Raw genomic sequence first — 20,930 nt, 5'->3', positions numbered from 1 at the left:
TCCGTTAATCTTTACTCTTCAGCAAACCATGGAGCACGAGCAGTCATGATTAACGCTGCAGCTCGTTCTTCATCCAGGCCTTCAATACCTAGCAGGTCATCGATAGACTGTTCTGCTAGATCTTCCATAGTAATTACACCTTGCGCGGCCAGTAGGTAAGCTAGGTGCTTGTCCATACCGTCCATCTCCAACAGGTCTGCTGCTGGTTCTGCACTATCAAGTTTTTCCTCACTTGCGATAGCAAGGTTTAGAAGTGCATCTTTCGCACGCTTACGTAGTTCCTCTACGATAGCTTCGTCGAAACCATCGATTTCTAACATCTCATCAACAGGAACGTAAGCAACTTCTTCAAGTGTTGTGAAACCTTCTTCTACCAACACTTCAGCAACATCTTCATCAACGTCTAGGTGGTTGATGAATGTATCGATCACAGAACCAACTTCAGATTGATGCTTCTCTTGTGCATCTTCTTCAGTCATCACGTTTAGTTCCCAGCCTGTAAGCTCAGAAGCCAAACGTACGTTCTGGCCACTACGACCAATCGCCATCGCTAAGTTTTCTTCAGCAACTGCCACATCCATCGAATGTGTCTCTTCGTCCATTACGATAGATGCAACATCTGCAGGTGCCATTGCGTTGATAACCAACTGCGCTGGGTTGTCGTCCCAAAGCACGATATCAACACGCTCACCACCTAATTCGTTAGATACAGCCTGTACACGAGAACCACGCATACCTACACATGCACCAACTGGATCGATACGGCCATCATTCGTCTTAACGGCGATCTTCGCACGTGAACCTGGATCACGAGACGCCGCACGAATTTCAATCACTTCTTCAGAAATCTCTGGCACTTCGATACGGAACAGCTCAATCAACATTTCGTTGCAAGAACGGCTCAAGATCAACTGAGGACCACGGCCTTCAGAGCGAACTTCAAGAAGAACCGCACGTACACGATCACCCATGCGGAATGCTTCACGCTGGATTAGCTGATCGCGAGGCAGCAATGCTTCAGCATTGTTACCTAGATCTACAATAATGTTATCGCGCGTTACTTTTTTAACACTGCCCGAGATCAATTCACCTTGACGATCACGGTACAATTCAACAACTTTCGCACGCTCTGCTTCGCGAACTTTCTGAACGATAACCTGTTTAGCTGTTTGTGCCGCAATACGACCAAACTTAACAGATTCAACCTGTTCTTCATGTACGCTACCTGGCTCTAGAGAAGCATCAATCTCTTCAGCTTCCTCCATCGTCAGTTCAGTACCTAGTGCAGGTACTTCTTCGTTGCTCACAACCAACCAGCGGCGGAAAGTTTCGTAATCGCCTGTAGCTCGATCAATAACTACGCGAATATCCGCTTCTTCGTCGTAACGCTTCTTAGTTGCCGTTGCTAGTGCAACTTCAATCGCTTCGAAAATTACTTCTTTCGGAACATCTTTCTCGTTAGAAACTGCTTCCGCAACCAACAGAATCTCTTTATTCATGCTTCTGCCTCGCCTAAGACCTCTAATCCACGTTTAGAACTGAGGGATAATGTTTGCACGATCGATGTACTCAATCGGCAGCATATATTCTTCATTGTCGACCACTACCAGAATGTCGTCGCCTTCAACACCATTCAGCACACCCTTAAATTTACGGCGGCCTTCAAACGCAATTCGTAAGCGAACCTGAATAACAGATCCTGCATAGGCTTCAAACTGCTCAAGTGTAAATAGAGGACGATCCATACCTGGAGAGGACACCTCAAGGGTGTAGTTACCTGCAATCGGATCTTCTACATCCATAATTCCGCTGACCTGATGGCTGACTTTAGCGCAATCATCTACGTTAATGCCGTTATCAGAATCGATATACACCCGTAGGGTGCTGTGTTTTCCCTGTGAGAGAAACTCAATACCCCAGAGTTCAAACCCCAGCGCTGTAACTGAAGGCTCAATCAACTCTTGTAATAGTTTCATTTTCGCTGACACGAATAACCCACCCGTTCTAACACTAAGATATTAAACACTTATAAAACAATAAGTTAGATTTAACATCGTAAATTTCAAAAACAAAAAATGGGTCTAATGACCCATTCCCGATATGCAAACCCTTAGATTAAAGACTCTGCATTTTACCTACGAAAAAGCCCCTTAAAAGGGGCCTTACGTAAAAATAAGGTTGGTAGCGGGGGCTGGATTTGAACCAACGACCTTCGGGTTATGAGCCCGACGAGCTACCAAGCTGCTCCACCCCGCATCAAAAACCTAAATGATCCAACATTTCTGTGGACCTGAAGTCTTGATAGCTAACCGAAATTTAGCTTTTTGACTTCAAAGAATAAGAGACTTACTGAATAAACAATTCACTTATCCAAAAACTGGTGCAAATTGTATATGTACTGAGGCTCTTAATCAAGAAATATGGTGCCCAAGGCCGGACTTGAACCGGCACGGCCTGACGGCCACTACCCCCTCAAGATAGCGTGTCTACCAATTCCACCACTTGGGCAACAAACTTTTAGAAACTGTTAGTTATTTTGAGGAATATCAGAATCTACAGGCGCTTCTGGCTTAGATTCATCAAAAACTGGTAGCGCTGGCTCTTCAGCAACAGCAGACTCAGCTGCTTTACTTTCGATAAGCTCAGCAGACGGAATACCCGCATCACCAACAGAATCAGCTTTTTCTTTAGCGTATACAGCTAAAACAAAGCTTGTAACAAAAATGCCCGCAGCAACAATGCCTGTTACGCGAGAAAGGAAGTTACCGCTACCGGTACTACCAAAAACAGTCTGCGAAGCACCTGCACCAAATGAAGCGCCAGCTTCAGCACCCTTGCCTTGCTGCAGCAAAATTAAGCCAATTACAGCGGCTGCTAACAATACATGAATAATTAAAACTACTGTTTCCATTTCAGAACCGTCAGTTATGCACCTGCCGCTTGGCAGATGGCAATAAAGTCGTTTGCTTTAAGGGATGCTCCACCAACAAGCCCCCCATCAACATCTTCATTCGCGAACAATTCAGCTGCGTTAGCAGCATTAACACTGCCACCATACAAGATACGCATTTTGCTAGCTAGCTCAGCATCACATTCAGCAATCATATTACGAATAGCTGCATGTACTTCTTGCGCCTGTTCCGGCGTCGCAGTTTTACCCGTACCTATAGCCCATACTGGCTCATAAGCGATTACAGCATCTTTAAATTGTTCGATACCTGCAGCATTTACAACAGCTTTTATCTGTCGTTCAACAACCGCAAGTGTATTTCCTTCTTCACGCTCTTCAAGCGTTTCACCAACACATAGGATTGGCTTCAAGCCAACAGCAACTGTTGCTTTAAATTTATCAGCAACCAGCTCGTCTGACTCAGCATACAAACTACGACGCTCGGAATGACCAAGAATAACGTATTCGCAGCTTAAATCTTGCAACATCTCTAAAGAGATCTCACCCGTAAAAGCACCGTTATTTTGCTCGCTTACATTCTGTGCACCCAGTGCAATAACAGAATCAGCAGTCAATGCTTGAACTTGAGATAGGTATATAGACGGCGGACAAACCAGCACATCAACAGCATTGGATTTAAGCTCAGCATTCAGGCCTTCCATCAACGTATTGATAGATGCTGAATTACCATTCATTTTCCAGTTACCGGCTACTAAGGCTGTACGCATTTATACCCCCATTTAAAGAGGCGCAAATATTAACTGGCTTACTCTGAACTTTCAAGCGCAAGCAGTGCTTTTTCAACCTCATCCGCCAACTGCTGACACAAGCTGTTAACTTCTTCTTCGTTTTCACCCTCGATCATAACGCGAACCACAGGTTCAGTGCCTGACGGACGAAGTAAAACACGGCCTCGATCACCTAATTGCGCTTCAGTTTTAGCAACGGCAACACTGATCTCTTCAACCTCAGCAATATTGTACTTTTGCGCCATACGCACATTGATCATTTTCTGCGGCAATTTGGTCATACCGTGACGAAGAGTATTCAACGTTTCACCTGTTTCAACGATCGCCTTAAGTACTTGCAATGCTGCAACCGTACCATCACCTGTAGTTGTTAGATGACGGCAAACGATATGACCCGAGCTCTCGCCACCGAGTAACCAATCATGTTTGTATAGCTGCTCCATTACATAACGATCGCCAACATTTGCACGAACAAATGGAATACCTTCACGCGCATAAGCTTGCTCTAGGCCGAAGTTAGTCATTAACGTCCCAACAACCCCACCATGGAATGATTCTTCACGACGCATTTGCGCAGCAATCATGTATAGAAGCTCATCGCCATCGACTTCTTCACCAAGGTGATCAACCATAATCACGCGATCGCCATCACCATCTAAAGCGATACCTAAATCTGCTTTTTCTGCCGTAACGACCGTTTGCAAACGCTGCGTAGCAGTAGCACCGCATTTTTCATTGATATTTAGACCATCTGGCGCCGATGCTATCTCAACAACTTCTGCACCCAATTCTGAAAATACAGCAGGCGCAACGTGATAGGTCGCACCATTGGCACAGTCTAAGATTATCTTTAAGCCTTTCAGACTGATACCACCAGCAGTAGCCTTACAAAACTCAATGTAACGACCTGCAGCATCATCGATACGACGCGCTTTACCTAGCTCAGCAGAATCGACCGTCGTCATTGCGATATCCATCTGCGCTTCAATCGCCTGCTCAATTTCGTCAGGCAGCTTAGTACCTTCTGAAGAGAAGAATTTAATGCCGTTATCGTAGTAAGCATTATGAGATGCACTAATGACGATACCAGCGTCAGCACGGAAAGTACGTGCTAGATAAGCCACTGCAGGGGTTGGCATAGGACCGGTGAGTAAGACATCCACACCAGCAGCAGACAAGCCCGCTTCTAAAGCAGATTCAAACATGTAACCTGAAATTCGAGTATCTTTACCAATCAGTATTTTACTGTGGCCTTCTCTCGAGAATACCTTACCTGCAGCCCAACCCAGCTTAAGAACAAAATCAGGAGTTACTGGAAATTGGCCAACTTTGCCACGAATACCATCAGTACCAAAATAACGCTTACTCATTAACTTATATTCCTTTTATACCGTCTCAGCCATAACCGCACGGGTCATCTTCACTACATCAACCGTTTCCGCAACGTCATGTACACGAATTATTTCTGCACCTTGCATTACAGCAAGCGCAACAGTGGCTAAGCTACCTGGTAGTCGTTGCTCAACTTCTCTATTGAGAACAGCGCCTATCATCGATTTTCTAGACGTCCCTATTAATAAGGGCAGGTCATGTTGCTTCAATCTATCTAAATTATTCATTAGACGTAGATTATGCTCTACGCTCTTACCAAACCCGAACCCTGGATCTAGTAGTAATCTATCTTTTGTAATCCCCGCCGCTTCGCACGCTTTCACTCGCTGCAGTAAGAAGTACTCAACATCATCTAGAACATCATCATACGAAGGAGCATCCTGCATTGTCGCCGGACTCCCCTGCATATGCATCAAGCAGATAGGCAGATTGGTTTTAGCGGCGGCCACTAGTGCACCTTCGCGTCCAAGAGCTCTAACGTCATTGATTAAACCCGCACCTAGTTTAACTGACTCAGTTATTACTTCAGGAGTACTGGTATCAACGGAGATAACCACATCTAGCTCTGATGCTATTTTCTCTACAACTGGAAGCACTCGACCTAGCTCTTCGTCTAGAGTCACTGTAGCAGCGCCTGGTCGGGTAGATTCACCACCCACATCCAAGATAGTCGCACCGTCGGTCACCATCCCTTCAGCTTGTCGAATGACATTATCCAATCTTACTTGCTGATTGGAATACAACGTTCCGCCATCTGAGAACGAGTCGGGCGTAACATTCAAAATCCCCATAACATGGGTATCAGCTAAGTTTAGAGTTCGATTACCACAGACTAACTGGCGCATAGATCCTGTTCTTCATTACGTTATACAATGAAAAAAGGCTGACTTTCTACAAAGCCAGCCTTTTCATATTCACCTTGTGTTTAGTGAATATTATTATCTGGTGAGCGTGGAATGTCCTGATCTGAATCATCATCTGATCGATCATCAGCCTTCGATTCAGTATCAGTATCAGCATTTACGTTTTCGCTGGCACCATGATCTGAACCGCTTTTGTCTTCTTCCACCCAACCTTCTGGAGCAGATACTTCTTCACGATTCATTAGCTGATCAATCTGCTTACTATCGATCGTTTCATACTTCATCAGAGCCTGACACATAGTCTCTAGAATATCGCGATTATCTTCCAGAATTTGCTCTGCCTTCTGGTAACACTCATCGATAATCTTGCGCGTTTCAGTGTCAATACGACGCTGCGTCTCTTCTGCTAGCGGTTTAGCACCTTGACCATAGCCACGGTTAAATGGATCTGACTCTTCCTCATCGTATAGCAATGGCCCAAGCTCTTCACTCAAACCCCATTTCGCTACCATGCTACGAGCAAATGAAGTCGCACGCTGAATATCGTTCGATGCACCTGTGGTTACACCTTCTTTACCCAGTGTCATCTCTTCCGCAATTCGGCCACCGTAAAGTGAACAAATGTTAGACAAGATAGATTGGCGGCTATGGCTATAACGATCTTCTTCAGGCAAGAACATAGTCACACCTAACGCACGACCGCGCGGAATAATAGAAACTTTATACACAGGATCATGCTCTGGCATTAGACGACCAACAATCGCGTGGCCAGCTTCATGGTATGCTGTATTCAAGCGCTCTTTTTCAGACATCACCATAGATTTACGCTCAGCGCCCATCATAATTTTGTCTTTCGCTTGCTCAAACTGAATCATACTTACAGTACGTTTGTTAGCGCGTGCTGCAAATAGGGCTGCTTCGTTTACAAGGTTCGCTAGATCAGCACCAGAGAAACCAGGCGTACCACGCGCAATCAGATCAGGCTTAACATCTTCACCTAATGGCACTTTACGCATGTGCACTTTAAGAATTTTCTCACGACCAAGAATATCTGGAAGACCTACATGTACCTGACGGTCAAAACGACCTGGACGCAGAAGTGCAGGATCAAGTACATCTGGACGGTTAGTTGCAGCGATTACGATAATACCTTCACTGCCTTCAAAGCCATCCATCTCTACCAATAACTGGTTCAATGTCTGTTCACGCTCATCATTACCACCACCCATGCCAACACCACGGTGACGACCTACAGCGTCGATCTCGTCGATGAAGATAATACATGGCGCATTTTTCTTCGCTTGATCAAACATGTCACGAACACGGGATGCACCCACACCTACAAACATCTCTACGAAGTCAGAACCAGAAATACTAAAGAACGGTACTTTCGCTTCGCCGGCTATTGCTTTCGCCAACAAGGTTTTACCAGTACCCGGATTACCCGCCATCAACACACCACGTGGAATATGGCCGCCTAGGCGCTGAAATTTACCCGGATCACGAAGAAAATCTACTAGCTCACGAACATCTTCCTTAGCCTCTTCAACGCCAGCAACATCATCGAAGGTCGTTTTAATCTGATCTTCGCTCATCATACGCGCTTTGGACTTACCGAAAGACATTGGACCGCCTTTGCCACCACCGCCTTGCATCTGACGCATAAAGAACATGAACACTGCAATAATGACAAGGATAGGGAAAGAAGCGACTAGCAACTGAGTCCAAATACTCTGCTGCTCTGGTTGCTTACCTTCAATCACAACATTGTGATTAATTAGATCATCAACCAGTTTAGGGTCCTGAAGCGCTGGGCGTACGGTTTCAAACATATCACCGTTAGAGCGCTGGCCCTGAATAATATAGCCATCAATAATGACTTTAGTCACACGATCATCCTGAACTTCTTTGACAAAATCAGAGTAACTTAGTCGGTTAGACTCGGCCTTTTCATTAAAATTATTAAAAACAGTCAGCAATACCGCTGCGATCACCAGCCATAGAACTAGATTTTTCGCCATATCATTCAATGGAATACCCTCAATTTGCTGATTTTGTTAGGCGTTATAGAAAACGCTAAACACTATACTATGCAGCCACGATTGACTACTAAAACACTAATTAACCTTTAAAACCTTTACCTAAAAGGTAGACTTCACGGGAACGAGCTCGAGAAGAATCAGGCTTACGCGTAACCACTTTGTCAAAACTTGTACGCATATCTTTTAAATATTGATCAAAACCCTCACCTTGGAATACTTTAGCGACAAACGTACCGCCAGGCTTCAACACCTCGCGCGCCATATCCAAAGCAAGCTCAACCAAATACATTGCTGCCGGCTGATCAACAGCAGACATACCACTCATATTGGGGGCCATATCTGAAATTACAAGGTCTGCTGGCTCATCTCCTAATGCATTTAGGATTTTATGCAGCACTTCTTCCTCAGTAAAGTCACCTTGAACGAACTCCACACCCGCCATACTGTCCATCGGCAGAATATCTGATGCCACCACTCGACCATGATCACCAACGCGCTCCGCAGCCACTTGAGACCAACCGCCAGGGGCCGCACCTAAATCCACAACCGTCATTCCCTGTTTAAGCAGCTTATCTTTTTCATCTAATTCAATCAGCTTAAAACTAGCACGCGATCTATAACCGAGCTCTTTGGATTTTTTCACCCAATGATCATCAAAGTGTTCTTTTAACCAACGTTCACTACTTGATGCTTTCGCCACTTCGTTTCACTCTCTTGATTGAATGAGCCATGCGCTACTCAGAACCGCATAACTCAGGTAAAATATAATTAATTAAATATGCTGGACTAGGGTATTAGATAATATTCGCAATAAACGCCCAGCTAAACTTTGAGGCACCGTATTTTAATATGAGCTTGAGCACTGAGCAAAAGAAGCATTACCGCACTATAGGCCACAAACTTAATCCTCTAGTAACTGTAGCAGGAAAAGGCCTAACTGAAGCTATTCAACTTGAAGTCGATCGCGCTTTAGAAGATCACGAACTGATCAAGGTAAAGTTTGCTGTTGGTGATCGCGACGTTAAAAAACAACTGATTCGCGAACTATGCGAAATCGTTGAAGCTGAGATCGTGCAAGAGATTGGTCACATTGCGCTAATTTACCGTAGAGCGCTTGAGCCAAACCCAAAACTATCTAACTTGTTACGTTAATATCTACTGAGCAAGCTATTAAAACAGCATAAATACAAAAAAGGGTGCCTAGGCACCCTTTTTTAGTCTGCTCAGATATGAGCAACCTCATCAATCTCATATTCAGTAGCGCCACCCGGCGTCTGAATATTTACGATATCACCTTCCTCTTTGCCTACTAGGCCACGAGCAATCGGCGAGTTAACTGAGATTTTGTTCGCTTTGATATCAGCTTCATCATCACCTACGATCTGATAAGTTTTAGACTCATCTGTATCTAAGTTAATGATGGTTACTGTAGTACCGAAGATAACCTTACCAGAGTGTGGAATAGCTGTTACATCAATTACTTGACAGTTAGACAGCTTAGCTTCCAGCTCCTGAATACGACCCTCGATGAAACCCTGCTGCTCGCGAGCAGCATGGTATTCAGCGTTTTCCTTCAAGTCACCGTGTTCACGCGCTTCTGCAATATCAGCAATTACCCGTGGACGATCTACAGTTTTCAGTTGATCAAGCTCTTCTCGAAGCGCTTTCTCACCTGCTGCAGTCATAGGTACACGATTCACAATTATGCTCCTATATCCTGAACGCGACGAACGTCTTTCTCTTCGCCGTACTGTAGCGCCATAGTAATCGCTTCAGCACCTGCCAACGTAGTGGTATATGGCACTTTATGCTGTAGAGCACTACGACGAATATCAGCTGAATCTTCGATCGCTTTACGGCCTTCAGTTGTATTCACAATGTAAGCAATCTCATCATTCTTGATCATATCAACAATGTTTGGACGACCTTCCATCACTTTGTTTACAACTTCAACCTCAAGGCCTTGCTCAGCCATTAGCTTAGCAGTACCACGAGTAGCCACTAGAGAGAAGCCTAGCTCAACCAGATCCTTAGCAATCTGCATGGAAGCATCTTTATCAACTTCACGTACAGAGATGAACGCTTTACCTGCTTGCGGCATAGTTTCACCCGCACCGATCTGCGCCTTCATAAACGCTTCACCGAAGGTAGCGCCAACACCCATTACTTCACCAGTAGATTTCATCTCTGGGGATAGAATTGGGTCAACACCTTGGAACTTGTTGAACGGGAATACAGCTTCTTTCACGTTGAACAATGTTGGCACGATCTCTTTAGTGAAGCCAAGTTCAGCTAGAGTCTTACCAGTCATTACCTGCGCACCGATTTTCGCTAGAGAAACACCGATACACTTAGAAACAAACGGTACAGTACGGGATGCACGAGGGTTAACCTCGATCACGTAAATTTCACCATCCTGATATGCAAGCTGGGTATTCATTAGGCCAACCACACCTAGCTCCAACGCCATTTTACGTACCATCTCACGCATTTCATCTTGAACATCATCAGCAAGACTATACGGAGGGAATGAACATGCAGAGTCACCAGAGTGGACACCCGCTTGCTCGATGTGCTGCATGATTGCACCGATAACTACATCCTTACCGTCGCAAACTGCATCAATATCAACTTCAACCGCTGCATTTAGGAAGTGATCCAACAATACTGGCGCGTCGTTAGATACTTGTACCGCAGTATTCATGTAGCGGCGCAGCTCTTCCTCTTTGTAAACGATCTCCATTGCACGACCACCTAGCACATAAGATGGACGAACAACGAGCGGGTAACCAAGCTTGTCAGCTTCGATGATCGCTTCTTCTAGAGAACGTACAGTCGCGTTTTCTGGCTGCTTAAGACCAAGGCGCTTCAGCATTTGCTGGAACTGTTCACGGTCTTCTGCACGGTCAATCGCTTCTGGAGAAGTACCGATAATTGGTACGCCAGCCTGCTCAAGTGCAACAGCCAGTTTCAGTGGCGTCTGACCACCGTACTGAACGATAACACCTTTTGGCTTCTCAACATTTACGATTTCAAGCACATCTTCAAGTGTGATTGGCTCGAAGAACAGACGATCAGAAGTATCGTAGTCAGTAGAAACAGTCTCAGGGTTACAGTTAACCATGATTGTTTCGAAACCGTCATCACGCGCTGCAAGTGCTGCGTGTACACAGCAGTAGTCAAACTCAATACCTTGACCGATACGGTTTGGACCACCACCAATAACCATGATCTTGTCACGGTCAGAAGGATTCGCTTCACACTCTTCTTCATAAGAGGAGTACATGTAAGCTGTATCAGATGCGAATTCTGCCGCACAGGTATCAACGCGTTTATAAACTGGACGCACATCTAGGTTGTGACGATGCTTACGGAACTGTTTCTCAGATACACCAAGAAGAGTCGCTAAACGCTCATCAGAGAAACCTTTACGCTTAAGACGGAACACAGCATCTTTATCAAGATCGGACATTGCCATCTCAGATACGCGCTGCTCATCTTTGATAATGTCTTCTACTTGAACCAAGAACCAAGGATCAATACCGCTGATCTCGTATAGTTCTTCAACGCTCATACCCATACGAAATGCATCGCCTAGGTACCAGATACGCTCAGCACCCGGCTCTTTCATCTCACGTACGATCGTAGAACGCGCATCTTCGCTAGTAATGTCGATGATTGGGTCGAAACCAGTCGCACCAACCTCTAGACCACGAAGCGCTTTCTGAAGAGATTCCTGCTGAGTACGGCCAATCGCCATAACCTCACCAACAGACTTCATCTGAGTTGTTAGACGATCATTTGCCTGCGGGAATTTCTCGAAAGTAAAACGAGGGATCTTAGTAACAACGTAGTCAATAGATGGCTCGAAAGACGCTGGCGTAGCACCGCCAGTGATATCGTTTTGTAGCTCATCTAGTGTGTAACCAATTGCTAGCTTCGCAGCTACTTTAGCAATTGGGAAGCCTGTCGCTTTAGATGCCAAAGCGGAAGAACGAGATACACGAGGGTTCATCTCGATTACTACCATACGGCCATCTTTCGGGTTTACACCAAACTGTACGTTAGAACCGCCAGTTTCTACGCCGATTTCACGCAGTACTGCCAAAGAGGCATTACGCATGATTTGATATTCTTTATCAGTAAGCGTTTGCGCTGGTGCAACAGTGATAGAATCACCTGTGTGAACACCCATTGCATCGAAGTTCTCGATCGCGCAAACGATGATGCAGTTGTCGTTTTTATCACGAACAACTTCCATCTCGTACTCTTTCCAACCGATCAAAGATTCGTCGATCAACAACTCAGTCGTTGGAGAAAGATCCAGACCACGCTCACAGATCTCGATAAACTCTTCTTTGTTATACGCAATACCACCACCGGTACCACCCATAGTGAAAGAAGGGCGAATGATACATGGGAAGCCTAGCTGCGCTTGAACCTGCAACGCTTCTTCCATACTGTGAGCAATTGCAGCACGTGGGCATTCAAGGCCAATTGCTTTCATCGCCTTATCGAAACGATCACGGTCTTCCGCTTTATCGATAGTGTCAGCGTTGGCACCGATCATCTCAACGCCATGTTTTTCAAGAACGCCTTCACGCTCAAGATCCAAAGCACAGTTTAATGCAGTCTGACCACCCATTGTAGGTAGAAGTGCATCAGGCTTTTCTTTGGCGATAATCTTTTCTACTGTCTTCCAGTTGATTGGCTCAATGTAAGTTGAGTCAGCCATCGCTGGATCAGTCATAATGGTTGCAGGGTTAGAGTTAACCAGAATGACGCGGTAACCTTCTTCACGCAAAGCTTTACAAGCTTGTGCGCCAGAATAGTCGAATTCACATGCCTGACCGATAACAATCGGGCCAGCACCAAGAATCAAAATACTTTTTAAGTCCGTACGTTTTGGCATCGGTAATAAACCAGTCGTATCAGTTAATAACTGCGGCAGGCGGCTAATTCACACCTGCCTTGTATCGTTTCAAAAGCCTGTAAACTCAGGCCGAACTGCGATTAAGCTTTCGCAGCCTTCATATCTTCGATGAAGCGATCAAATAGAGGCGCTACATCGTGTGGGCCTGGGCTAGCTTCAGGGTGGCCCTGGAAACTAAATGCCGCACGATCTGTTCTCTCAATACCCTGCAAAGAGCCATCAAACAGAGACTTATGCGTAGCACGCACATTTTCTGGAAGCGCATCTTCGTCAACAGCAAAACCGTGGTTTTGAGAGGTAATCATCACTTGCTTGCCATCCAAATCTTGAACTGGGTGGTTAGCACCGTGGTGACCAAACTTCATTTTTACTGTCTTAGCACCAGAAGCCAACGCTAGTAGCTGATGGCCCAAGCAGATACCAAATACAGGTAGATCTGTTTTGCAGATCTCTTCAATTGCAGCAATTGCGTAATCACATGGTTCTGGATCACCAGGGCCATTAGATAGGAATACGCCATCTGGATTCATCGCAAGCACTTCTGCAGCTGGTGTTTTTGCAGGAACAACCGTTAGGCGGCAACCGCGTTCAACCAACATGCGCAAAATATTGCGTTTCACACCGTAGTCATATGCAACAACATGAAACTCTTGATCTGCTGCAGTTTTATCTTCATGGCCTTGGCCTAGCTTCCAAGTAGAAGAAGTCCACTCGTATGTCTCTTCAGTTGTAACAACTTGAGCAAGATCCATACCTTTTAGACCAGGGAACGATTTAGCTTCTGCTAGCGCTTTAGCTTCATCAATATCACCGGCCATGATGCAACCGTTAAGAGAACCCTTTTCACGCAAAATGCGTGTTAAACGTCGTGTATCAATATCAGCGATACCAACGATATTGTTATCCTTAAGATAATCATCAAGGTTCTTTTCATTACGGAAGTTACTCGCAACCAATGGAAGGTCACGAATGACTAAACCAGCAGCCCACGTGCGAGAAGATTCTTCATCTTCCGTATTGGTGCCAGTATTACCAATATGTGGATATGTCAGGGTAACAATCTGACGGCAGTATGATGGATCCGTTAGGATCTCCTGGTAACCCGTCATAGAGGTATTAAATACAACCTCGCCGCTAGACAGACCGTCTGCGCCAATGGCTACGCCCTTGAAAATGCTTCCGTCTTCAAGAGCAAGAATGGCTGGTCTCGCCAATTGAACCTCCCCGCGTAAATGCGCAACAACAAAAATCAGAAACGATACGTGCAAAAAAGCGAGGTAAAACCTGAAGTTAACCTCGCTTTTTTGTTTTAGAAACCTGTGTGTAAATTTTGCCTTAGGCAAAACGACTGCATTCTATGCCAAATTCGCCAATCTGTCCATCACACTCAATAAAAAGAGTTATGTAACAAACGGTCAATTAACACATCTGTCACATTATTGAAGTAAAAAGCACTGCAAGAAACTGTATCAAACACCGCTCTCATAAACATAAGGCCTCTTATGAAGATTTCGACAATTACACGCATTGCGAGCATAACATTAGCCCTAATCGTAATTTTATTGGCTACCGCTATTTTTTGGTCCTTAGAACGCCTAGATTCCGCCTTCAAAATGAAAGACAACTATCATGGCTACATTAATGAAATCTACATAAAGCTAGAACAGCCTGTCTCAAAGTATTTGATTACAGGGGATGCGACATTACTAACGACACTAGAAAAGAATCTTGAAGCCCTTTCAGAAAGCACACAAAGAAACTTACCAGAAGAGATACAAGCTGGCGTTCTAGGTCAATTAAAGAACATAAAGGATAAAACTCTCACCGAAATGCGCGCCGCCGGCAAACTTGCACAACCAGAAGTATTACTCATACATAATGAAAGAGAATTAAACGACGCCATACAATCCGTCAAAGAATATGCAGACAAAGCAAGTTACGATCAAAACCATATCAAGAATAGTTATGTAGATTTACTATTTAGCCTGCAAAAAAACACTGCTCTACTCAGCCACAGCCGCCAAAGCTACTTTGAAAAAAACAAAAACGAGAGCCTACAACAGATTCAATTTATCCTATCTGAACTTAAGAAAGACGCAGAAGCAATTAGTAAGCTTGATCGACTCGGCATATTCAAAGAAGCAGAAGATGAAGATGACCTCTCCTCTTTACTAGGCCTTGCAATTGAAATTGCGAGCGATAACGACAAAGAAGAGATTGGCGATGAACCTATAGCAAACATTAAAGATCTTGTTAATCGCTACCCCAAAGAACTTCAAAATGCGAAAAAGTTCAGTCAACAAAAAAATAAATCAAGCTCTGCTGCACAAAAAAATGTGGCTAATTTAGAGCACTCAGTGGCAAGCATCGCCAGCACTATCGCAGATAGATATGAGGATATTCAGTTTTCGGTATATCTAATCATGACAATATGTACCGTTCTGATTATTGCAACTGGCATATCCATGAACATATTACTGCGTAAATTAGGTAGCATCCTGATCGCAACAACGGAATATATAGATCAACTGTCACATGGAAAATTTAGCAGCAACATCCAAATAAATTCAAGACTAACCGAAGCCGAAACACTCAATAGCGCTATAGACAGACTGCAATGCTTCTTCAAAAAATTCCTTATGGATATCCAGCAGGAAACCAACAATTTAAGACAACTCCAAAACAGCGCCATAACAGAAGCAACACAGCTAGAAAACACAGTGCAACTGCAACAAGCAGCCACTGAAAATGCTGTAGTACAAATTACACAGCTAAACAGCTCATTTACTGAAGTAGCAGCGAGAGCAACACAAAGCAGCTCAGCAACACTAGAAGCCTCGCAACTTGCAAATAAAGGTTATGAACAAATTAAAGCTACGGGTGATCATATAGATAAGTTAAACAATGAAATTGCAGCAACATCAGAATCACTGAACGCGTTACAAGAAGATTCTATTGCTATACAAAATGTACTCGGTGTAATACAAGGCTTCGCAGAACAAACCAACTTATTGGCCTTAAACGCAGCAATCGAAGCAGCTCGAGCAGGGGAAACAGGTCGCGGGTTTGCTGTAGTAGCAGACGAAGTGAGAAACCTTGCAGCAAACACCGCAAAATCAGCAGATGAAATTCAAAGAATCACAACCCGTTTAAATCAAACGACCGAGCAAACTGTTGAGAAGATGGGTATCCAACAAAGAGCTGCAACCGACACTGTAAATCTTGCAAAAGACGCTCAAGAAGCAATTAAAATCATTAGAAACTCAATCAGTGAAATTAACGATATGAGTGTTTTAATCGCATCGTCAACAGAAGAGCAAACCTCTGTGACCTCAGAAATAGCAGATACAATTGAGACAACCAATACATTAAGCCAATACACAAAATCTGCAGCTGAAACAAACAAACAACAAGCTGAGCAGCTATCATTTGCAAGCGAACAATTAACCGCAGTAATTTCAAGACTACATTAACAAATAAAAAGCCCGGCTTATGCCGGGCTTTTTACGATTAATCAAACTACTTTGCAGAAAACTCATTCCAGTTTTTAAGACTTACTGTTAAAGCATTAACCATAAAACCATCTGTCTCCATGTCCCTTATTGCTTTAGCTAACATCCCTCTTAAAGCACCTGTGTTGCATTTGGATTTATGTGATACAGTAAGATATAAACCCTCACTACTAATAGCTGGGTCTAGCACTTCAAGATCTGATTTATAGCCAAGCAAGTCAGCATAAGCCAATCCTGGGTTCTGCTCATACAACGCGTAGTCAGCTCTTGACCGCTTAATCATAAGAAACGCCTGCTTTAGCGATGCAACATACTGCAAATTCAAATTAGCCTTGGCGTACTCATCAAACTCTTGACCAAAACTATTGTTTATTACAGTTACACCCGACCTTCCAATAAGGTCTTCTCGCTTATCGTATACAAGGCCAGACCCTTTACGCCTCCAAACAACACTCTTTGTATTGAGGAAAGCTGGATAAACATAATCCATATACTGGTTCCGAGGGATCGTATAAAAAGCCCCAGCCATCAAATCAATCCTTCCGGAGCGAAGCATATCCTGCGCTCTGGCCCATGAACCGACATCCTGAAGTTGAATATCAACACCCAAGCGCTTACCTAGCTCATCCATTATCAAACGATTAGCACCTAACAGATCGGTAGTGCCATCATCAGCACGCCAAAGATAAGGTGGATATTCTGAATTCCCTGTCGCTGTTAAAACCTTACACTCTTCTGCATGCAAAGAAGCAGAGATAACCGCCATTAATGATATAAAACAAAACTTAAAGTAGAACTTAACGCTCTTCATCACCAGCACCTTTCGCCTCTGTAAGACCGAATCCTCAGAAGCAGTATAGATACAAGGACAAATAAGCAGCAAGTTTATTGAGTTGTGGGTATCTAGATTGCTAAGGACAGCTAAGGACAGCTAAGGACAGCTAAGGACAGCTAAGGACAGCATTCAGTTTAATATTCGGGTTAATTAAGACAACTCATCCTGACGGGCTTATCTGCTTTTACCCGTTTTTATCCGCTCTAAGCAGCGCCTATCCGCTCTTAACCGTATTTTATAACCCACAACGAAAAAACCCCGATCACATCGTGACCGGGGTTTTCTCTTAATTAAATGCTTGGCGATGACCTACTCTCACATGGGGAAGCCCCACACTACCATCGGCGATGTTGCGTTTCACGTCTGAGTTCGGGATGGATTCAGGTGGTTCCACAACTCTATGGTCGCCAAGCAAAACTGTTACAACTTAGATCTGATTCTTCTTTTATTTGATCTAGATAGTTTATCGACTGTAGCTTAACTACGCGCTAATTCGTTACTCTCTATCGTCTTACGTATCTTACAAGTCACTTGCCAAACGCCTTGGGCGTTATATGGTCAAGCCTCACGGGCAATTAGTATTGGTTAGCTCAACGCCTCACAGCGCTTCCACACCCAACCTATCAACGTCGTAGTCTTCAACGGCCCTTTAGGGGAATCAAGTTCCCAGTGAGATCTCATCTTGAAGGAGGCTTCCCGCTTAGATGCTTTCAGCGGTTATCCCGTCCGAACGTAGCTACCCGGCAATGCAATTGGCATCACAACCGGTACACCAGAGGTTCGTTCACTCCGGTCCTCTCGTACTAGGAGCAACTCTTCTCAAATCTCAAACGCCCACGGCAGATAGGGACCGAACTGTCTCACGACGTTCTAAACCCAGCTCGCGTACCACTTTAAATGGCGAACAGCCATACCCTTGGGACCGGCTTCAGCCCCAGGATGTGATGAGCCGACATCGAGGTGCCAAACACCGCCGTCGATGTGAACTCTTGGGCGGTATCAGCCTGTTATCCCCGGAGTACCTTTTATCCGTTGAGCGATGGCCCTTCCATACAGAACCACCGGATCACTAGAACCTACTTTCGTACCTGCTCGACGTGTCTGTCTCGCAGTCAAGCACCCTTCTACTCTTGCGCTCATTGCATGATTTCCGACCATGCTGAGGGTACCTTCGTGCTCCTCCGTTACTCTTTGGGAGGAGACCGCCCCAGTCAAACTACCCACCACACAATGTCCCCGATCCCGCTTAGGGAACTGGGTTAGAACCTCAACATTACCAGGCTGGTATTTCAAAGGTGGCTCCACCCTATCTGGCGACAGGGTTTCAAAGCCTCCCAGCTATTCTACACAAGTAATGTCAAAGTCCACTGTGAAGCTGTAGTAAAGGTTCACGGGGTCTTTCCGTCTAGCCGCGGGTAAACTGCATCTTAACAGCTATTTCAATTTCACTGAGTCTCGGGTGGAGACAGTGTGGCCATCGTTACGCCATTCGTGCAGGTCGGAACTTACCCGACAAGGAATTTCGCTACCTTAGGACCGTTATAGTTACGGCCGCCGTTTACCGGGGCTTCGATCAAGAGCTTCGCGCAAGCGCTAACCCCATCAATTAACCTTCCGGCACCGGGCAGGCGTCACACCCTATACGTCCTCTTTCGAGTTTGCAGAGTGCTATGTTTTTAATAAACAGTCGCAGCCACCTGGTATCTTCGACCGGCCTCAGCTTAGGGAGCAAGTCCCATCACCAAAACCGGCGCACCTTCTCCCGAAGTTACGGTGCCATTTTGCCTAGTTCCTTCACCCGAGTTTTCTCATACGCCTTAGTATTCTCTACCTGACCACCTGTGTCGGTTTAGGGTACGGTTAGTCATAACCTGAAGCTTAGAGGATTTTCCTGGAAGCATGGCATCAACTACTTCAGTCCATAAAGGACCTCGTCATCGATTCTCGGTCTTAAAAGAGCCCGGATTTACCTAAGCTCTAAACCTACTATCTTAAACGCGGACAACCAACGCCGCGCTAGCCTAGCCTTCTCCGTCCCCCCATCGCAGTTATGAGCAGTACAGGAATATTAACCTGTTTCCCATCGGATACGCTCTTCAGCCTCTCCTTAGGGGCCGACTCACCCTACCTCGAATAGCGTTGGATAGGAACCCTTGGTCTTCCGGCGGGGAGGGTTTTCACCTCCCTTATCGTTACTCATGTCAGCATTCGCACTTCTGATACCTCCACGGTGCCTTACAGCTTCCGCTTCAACAGCTTACAGAACGCTCCTCTACCATGCACAAAGTGCATCCGTAGCTTCGGTGTTATGCTTAGCCCCGTTATATCTTCCGCGCGGGCCGACTCGACTAGTGAGCTATTACGCTTTCTTTAAAGGGTGGCTGCTTCTAAGCCAACCTCCTAGCTGTCTAAGCCTTCCCACATCGTTTCCCACTTAGCATAAACTTTGGGACCTTAGCTGACGGTCTGGGTTGTTTCCCTTTCCACGACGGACGTTAGCACCCGCCGTGTGTCTCCCGTGATTGAACTCATGGGTATTCGGAGTTTGCATCGGGTTGGTAAGTCGGGATGACCCCCTAGCCGAAACAGTGCTCTACCCCCCATGGTTAGACACGAGGCACTACCTAAATAGTTTTCGAGGAGAACCAGCTATCTCCGAGTTTGATTAGCCTTTCACTCCTATCCACAAGTCATCCGCTGGCTTTTCAACGACAGTCGGTTCGGTCCTCCAATGCATGTTACTGCATCTTCAACCTGCCCATGGATAGATCACTCGGTTTCGGGTCTACTCCTAGCGACTGGACGCCCTATTAAGACTCGGTTTCCCTACGGCTCCGCAAATGCTTAACCTTGCCACTAAAAGTAAGTCGCTGACCCATTATACAAAAGGTACGCAGTCACCGTCCGAAAACGGCTCCCACTGCTTGTACGTACACGGTTTCAGGGTCTATTTCACTCCCCTCACAGGGGTTCTTTTCGCCTTTCCCTCACGGTACTGGTTCACTATCGGTCAGTCAGGAGTATTTAGCCTTGGAGGATGGTCCCCCCATATTCAGACAGCGTTTCACGTGTGCCGTCCTACTCGATTTCACTTTAAAAGACCTTTCACATACGGGGCTATCACCCACTATGGCCACACTTTCCAGAGTGTTCTGTTAAATCTAATAAAGCTTAAGGGCTAGTCCCCGTTCGCTCGCCGCTACTTAGGGAATCTCGGTTGATTTCTTTTCCTCTGGGTACTTAGATGTTTCAGTTCCCCAGGTTCGCCTCTAATAACCTATGTATTCAGTTAAAAGATACCTATAAATAGGTGGGTTTCCCCATTCGGAAATGTCCGGATCAAAGGTTGTTTACCACCTCCCCGAACCTTATCGCAGGTTACAACGTCCTTCATCGCCTCTGACTGCCAAGGCATCCACCGTGCACGCTTAGTCACTTGACCATATAACCCGAAGGCGTCTGGAATCACAGTAACTTGTATTGCTAGTAACGATAGATTTCGCCGAATTGGCGCATGCAGTAAAACTACATGTCTTAAATCTAAATCAAATGAATCAAATCCAAATTGTTAAAGAGCGTTTAAAGCAAAAAAGCTTTAAAAGATAATGTCTTAAACGACAATATGTTTTAAAACTCTTCCTTCTCATCCAGAGG

At 45.1% G+C, this 20,930-nt stretch carries 14 protein-coding genes, 2 tRNA genes and 2 rRNA genes; 2 read left to right on the top strand and 16 right to left on the bottom strand.

The features are described 5' to 3' along the window. Nucleotides 1-11: 11 nt before the first annotated feature. The 10 genes from nusA to rlmE all read right to left on the bottom strand — a co-directional run bounded on the left by nusA (nt 12) and on the right by rlmE (nt 8,696). Complete coding sequence (gene nusA, locus ACMXYS_RS01940; protein ID WP_415883309.1) at nt 12-1,499, bottom strand: transcription termination factor NusA; 1,488 nt, start codon at nt 1,497-1,499, stop codon at nt 12-14. 33 nt (nt 1,500-1,532) lie between these two features. Continuing rightward, complete coding sequence (gene rimP / locus ACMXYS_RS01935; protein WP_415883308.1) at nt 1,533-1,988, bottom strand: ribosome maturation factor RimP; 456 nt, start codon at nt 1,986-1,988, stop codon at nt 1,533-1,535. Between the two features lie 191 nt (nt 1,989-2,179). Next, nucleotides 2,180-2,256 (bottom strand) — tRNA-Met (locus tag ACMXYS_RS01930). 165 nt (nt 2,257-2,421) lie between these two features. Further along, nucleotides 2,422-2,508: transfer RNA gene (locus tag ACMXYS_RS01925), tRNA-Leu, on the bottom strand. Nucleotides 2,509-2,527: 19 nt separating this feature from the next. Continuing rightward, complete coding sequence (secG, locus tag ACMXYS_RS01920; protein ID WP_415890104.1) at nt 2,528-2,911, bottom strand: preprotein translocase subunit SecG; 384 nt, start codon at nt 2,909-2,911, stop codon at nt 2,528-2,530. A gap of 14 nt (nt 2,912-2,925) precedes the next feature. After that, on the bottom strand, nt 2,926-3,678 hold the full coding sequence (gene tpiA, locus ACMXYS_RS01915; RefSeq protein WP_415897426.1) for a triose-phosphate isomerase: 753 nt from the start codon (nt 3,676-3,678) through the stop codon (nt 2,926-2,928). 38 nt (nt 3,679-3,716) lie between these two features. Next, nucleotides 3,717-5,069 (bottom strand): phosphoglucosamine mutase, encoded by a 1,353-nt coding sequence (gene glmM / locus ACMXYS_RS01910; protein ID WP_415883305.1) that lies wholly within the window; start codon nt 5,067-5,069, stop codon nt 3,717-3,719. Between the two features lie 15 nt (nt 5,070-5,084). Then, nucleotides 5,085-5,936, bottom strand: a complete 852-nt coding sequence (gene folP, locus ACMXYS_RS01905; protein WP_415897425.1) for a dihydropteroate synthase — start codon at nt 5,934-5,936, stop codon at nt 5,085-5,087. A gap of 80 nt (nt 5,937-6,016) precedes the next feature. Further along, nucleotides 6,017-7,975 (bottom strand): ATP-dependent zinc metalloprotease FtsH, encoded by a 1,959-nt coding sequence (ftsH, locus tag ACMXYS_RS01900; protein ID WP_415883303.1) that lies wholly within the window; start codon nt 7,973-7,975, stop codon nt 6,017-6,019. A 100-nt stretch (nt 7,976-8,075) separates the two neighbouring features. Next, on the bottom strand, nt 8,076-8,696 hold the full coding sequence (gene rlmE, locus ACMXYS_RS01895) for a 23S rRNA (uridine(2552)-2'-O)-methyltransferase RlmE (protein WP_415883302.1): 621 nt from the start codon (nt 8,694-8,696) through the stop codon (nt 8,076-8,078). Nucleotides 8,697-8,845: 149 nt separating this feature from the next. Here rlmE and ACMXYS_RS01890 point away from each other — a divergent pair, with 149 nt between their 5' ends. Continuing rightward, nucleotides 8,846-9,148, top strand: coding sequence for a YhbY family RNA-binding protein (locus ACMXYS_RS01890; RefSeq protein WP_415883301.1), 303 nt, complete (start codon nt 8,846-8,848; stop codon nt 9,146-9,148). A gap of 71 nt (nt 9,149-9,219) precedes the next feature. Here ACMXYS_RS01890 and greA read toward each other — a convergent pair whose 3' ends face one another. The 3 genes from greA to carA all read right to left on the bottom strand — a co-directional run bounded on the left by greA (nt 9,220) and on the right by carA (nt 14,143). Further along, entirely contained in the window at nt 9,220-9,696 is a 477-nt protein-coding gene (gene greA / locus ACMXYS_RS01885; RefSeq protein ID WP_415883300.1) for a transcription elongation factor GreA, read from the bottom strand. 2 nt (nt 9,697-9,698) lie between these two features. Then, nucleotides 9,699-12,908, bottom strand: coding sequence for a carbamoyl-phosphate synthase large subunit (carB, locus tag ACMXYS_RS01880; protein ID WP_415883299.1), 3,210 nt, complete (start codon nt 12,906-12,908; stop codon nt 9,699-9,701). 101 nt (nt 12,909-13,009) lie between these two features. Continuing rightward, nucleotides 13,010-14,143 carry a glutamine-hydrolyzing carbamoyl-phosphate synthase small subunit gene (carA, locus tag ACMXYS_RS01875; RefSeq protein WP_415883298.1) on the bottom strand — a complete coding sequence of 378 codons (1,134 nt, stop codon included), beginning with the start codon at nt 14,141-14,143 and terminating at the stop codon, nt 13,010-13,012. Nucleotides 14,144-14,431: 288 nt separating this feature from the next. On the opposite strand from carA, the gene ACMXYS_RS01870 reads away from it, so the two are divergent. Beyond that, the gene (locus ACMXYS_RS01870) at nt 14,432-16,402 is read left to right on the top strand and encodes a methyl-accepting chemotaxis protein (protein WP_415897424.1); all 1,971 of its coding nucleotides are present in this window, start codon (nt 14,432-14,434) and stop codon (nt 16,400-16,402) included. Between the two features lie 46 nt (nt 16,403-16,448). On the opposite strand, the gene ACMXYS_RS01865 is transcribed toward ACMXYS_RS01870, so the two are convergent. The 3 genes from ACMXYS_RS01865 to ACMXYS_RS01855 all read right to left on the bottom strand — a co-directional run bounded on the left by ACMXYS_RS01865 (nt 16,449) and on the right by ACMXYS_RS01855 (nt 20,718). Continuing rightward, nucleotides 16,449-17,252 carry a substrate-binding periplasmic protein gene (locus ACMXYS_RS01865; RefSeq protein WP_415883296.1) on the bottom strand — a complete coding sequence of 268 codons (804 nt, stop codon included), beginning with the start codon at nt 17,250-17,252 and terminating at the stop codon, nt 16,449-16,451. A 320-nt stretch (nt 17,253-17,572) separates the two neighbouring features. Beyond that, nucleotides 17,573-17,688, bottom strand: a 5S ribosomal RNA gene (gene rrf / locus ACMXYS_RS01860). 142 nt (nt 17,689-17,830) lie between these two features. After that, a 23S ribosomal RNA gene (locus tag ACMXYS_RS01855) occupies nt 17,831-20,718 on the bottom strand. Nucleotides 20,719-20,930 lie beyond the last annotated feature (212 nt).

The organism is Neptuniibacter sp. QD57_21, from assembly GCF_047778075.1.
Lineage (GTDB): Bacteria > Pseudomonadota > Gammaproteobacteria > Pseudomonadales > Balneatricaceae > Neptuniibacter.
This window is presented reverse-complemented; position numbering and strand designations above follow the sequence as displayed.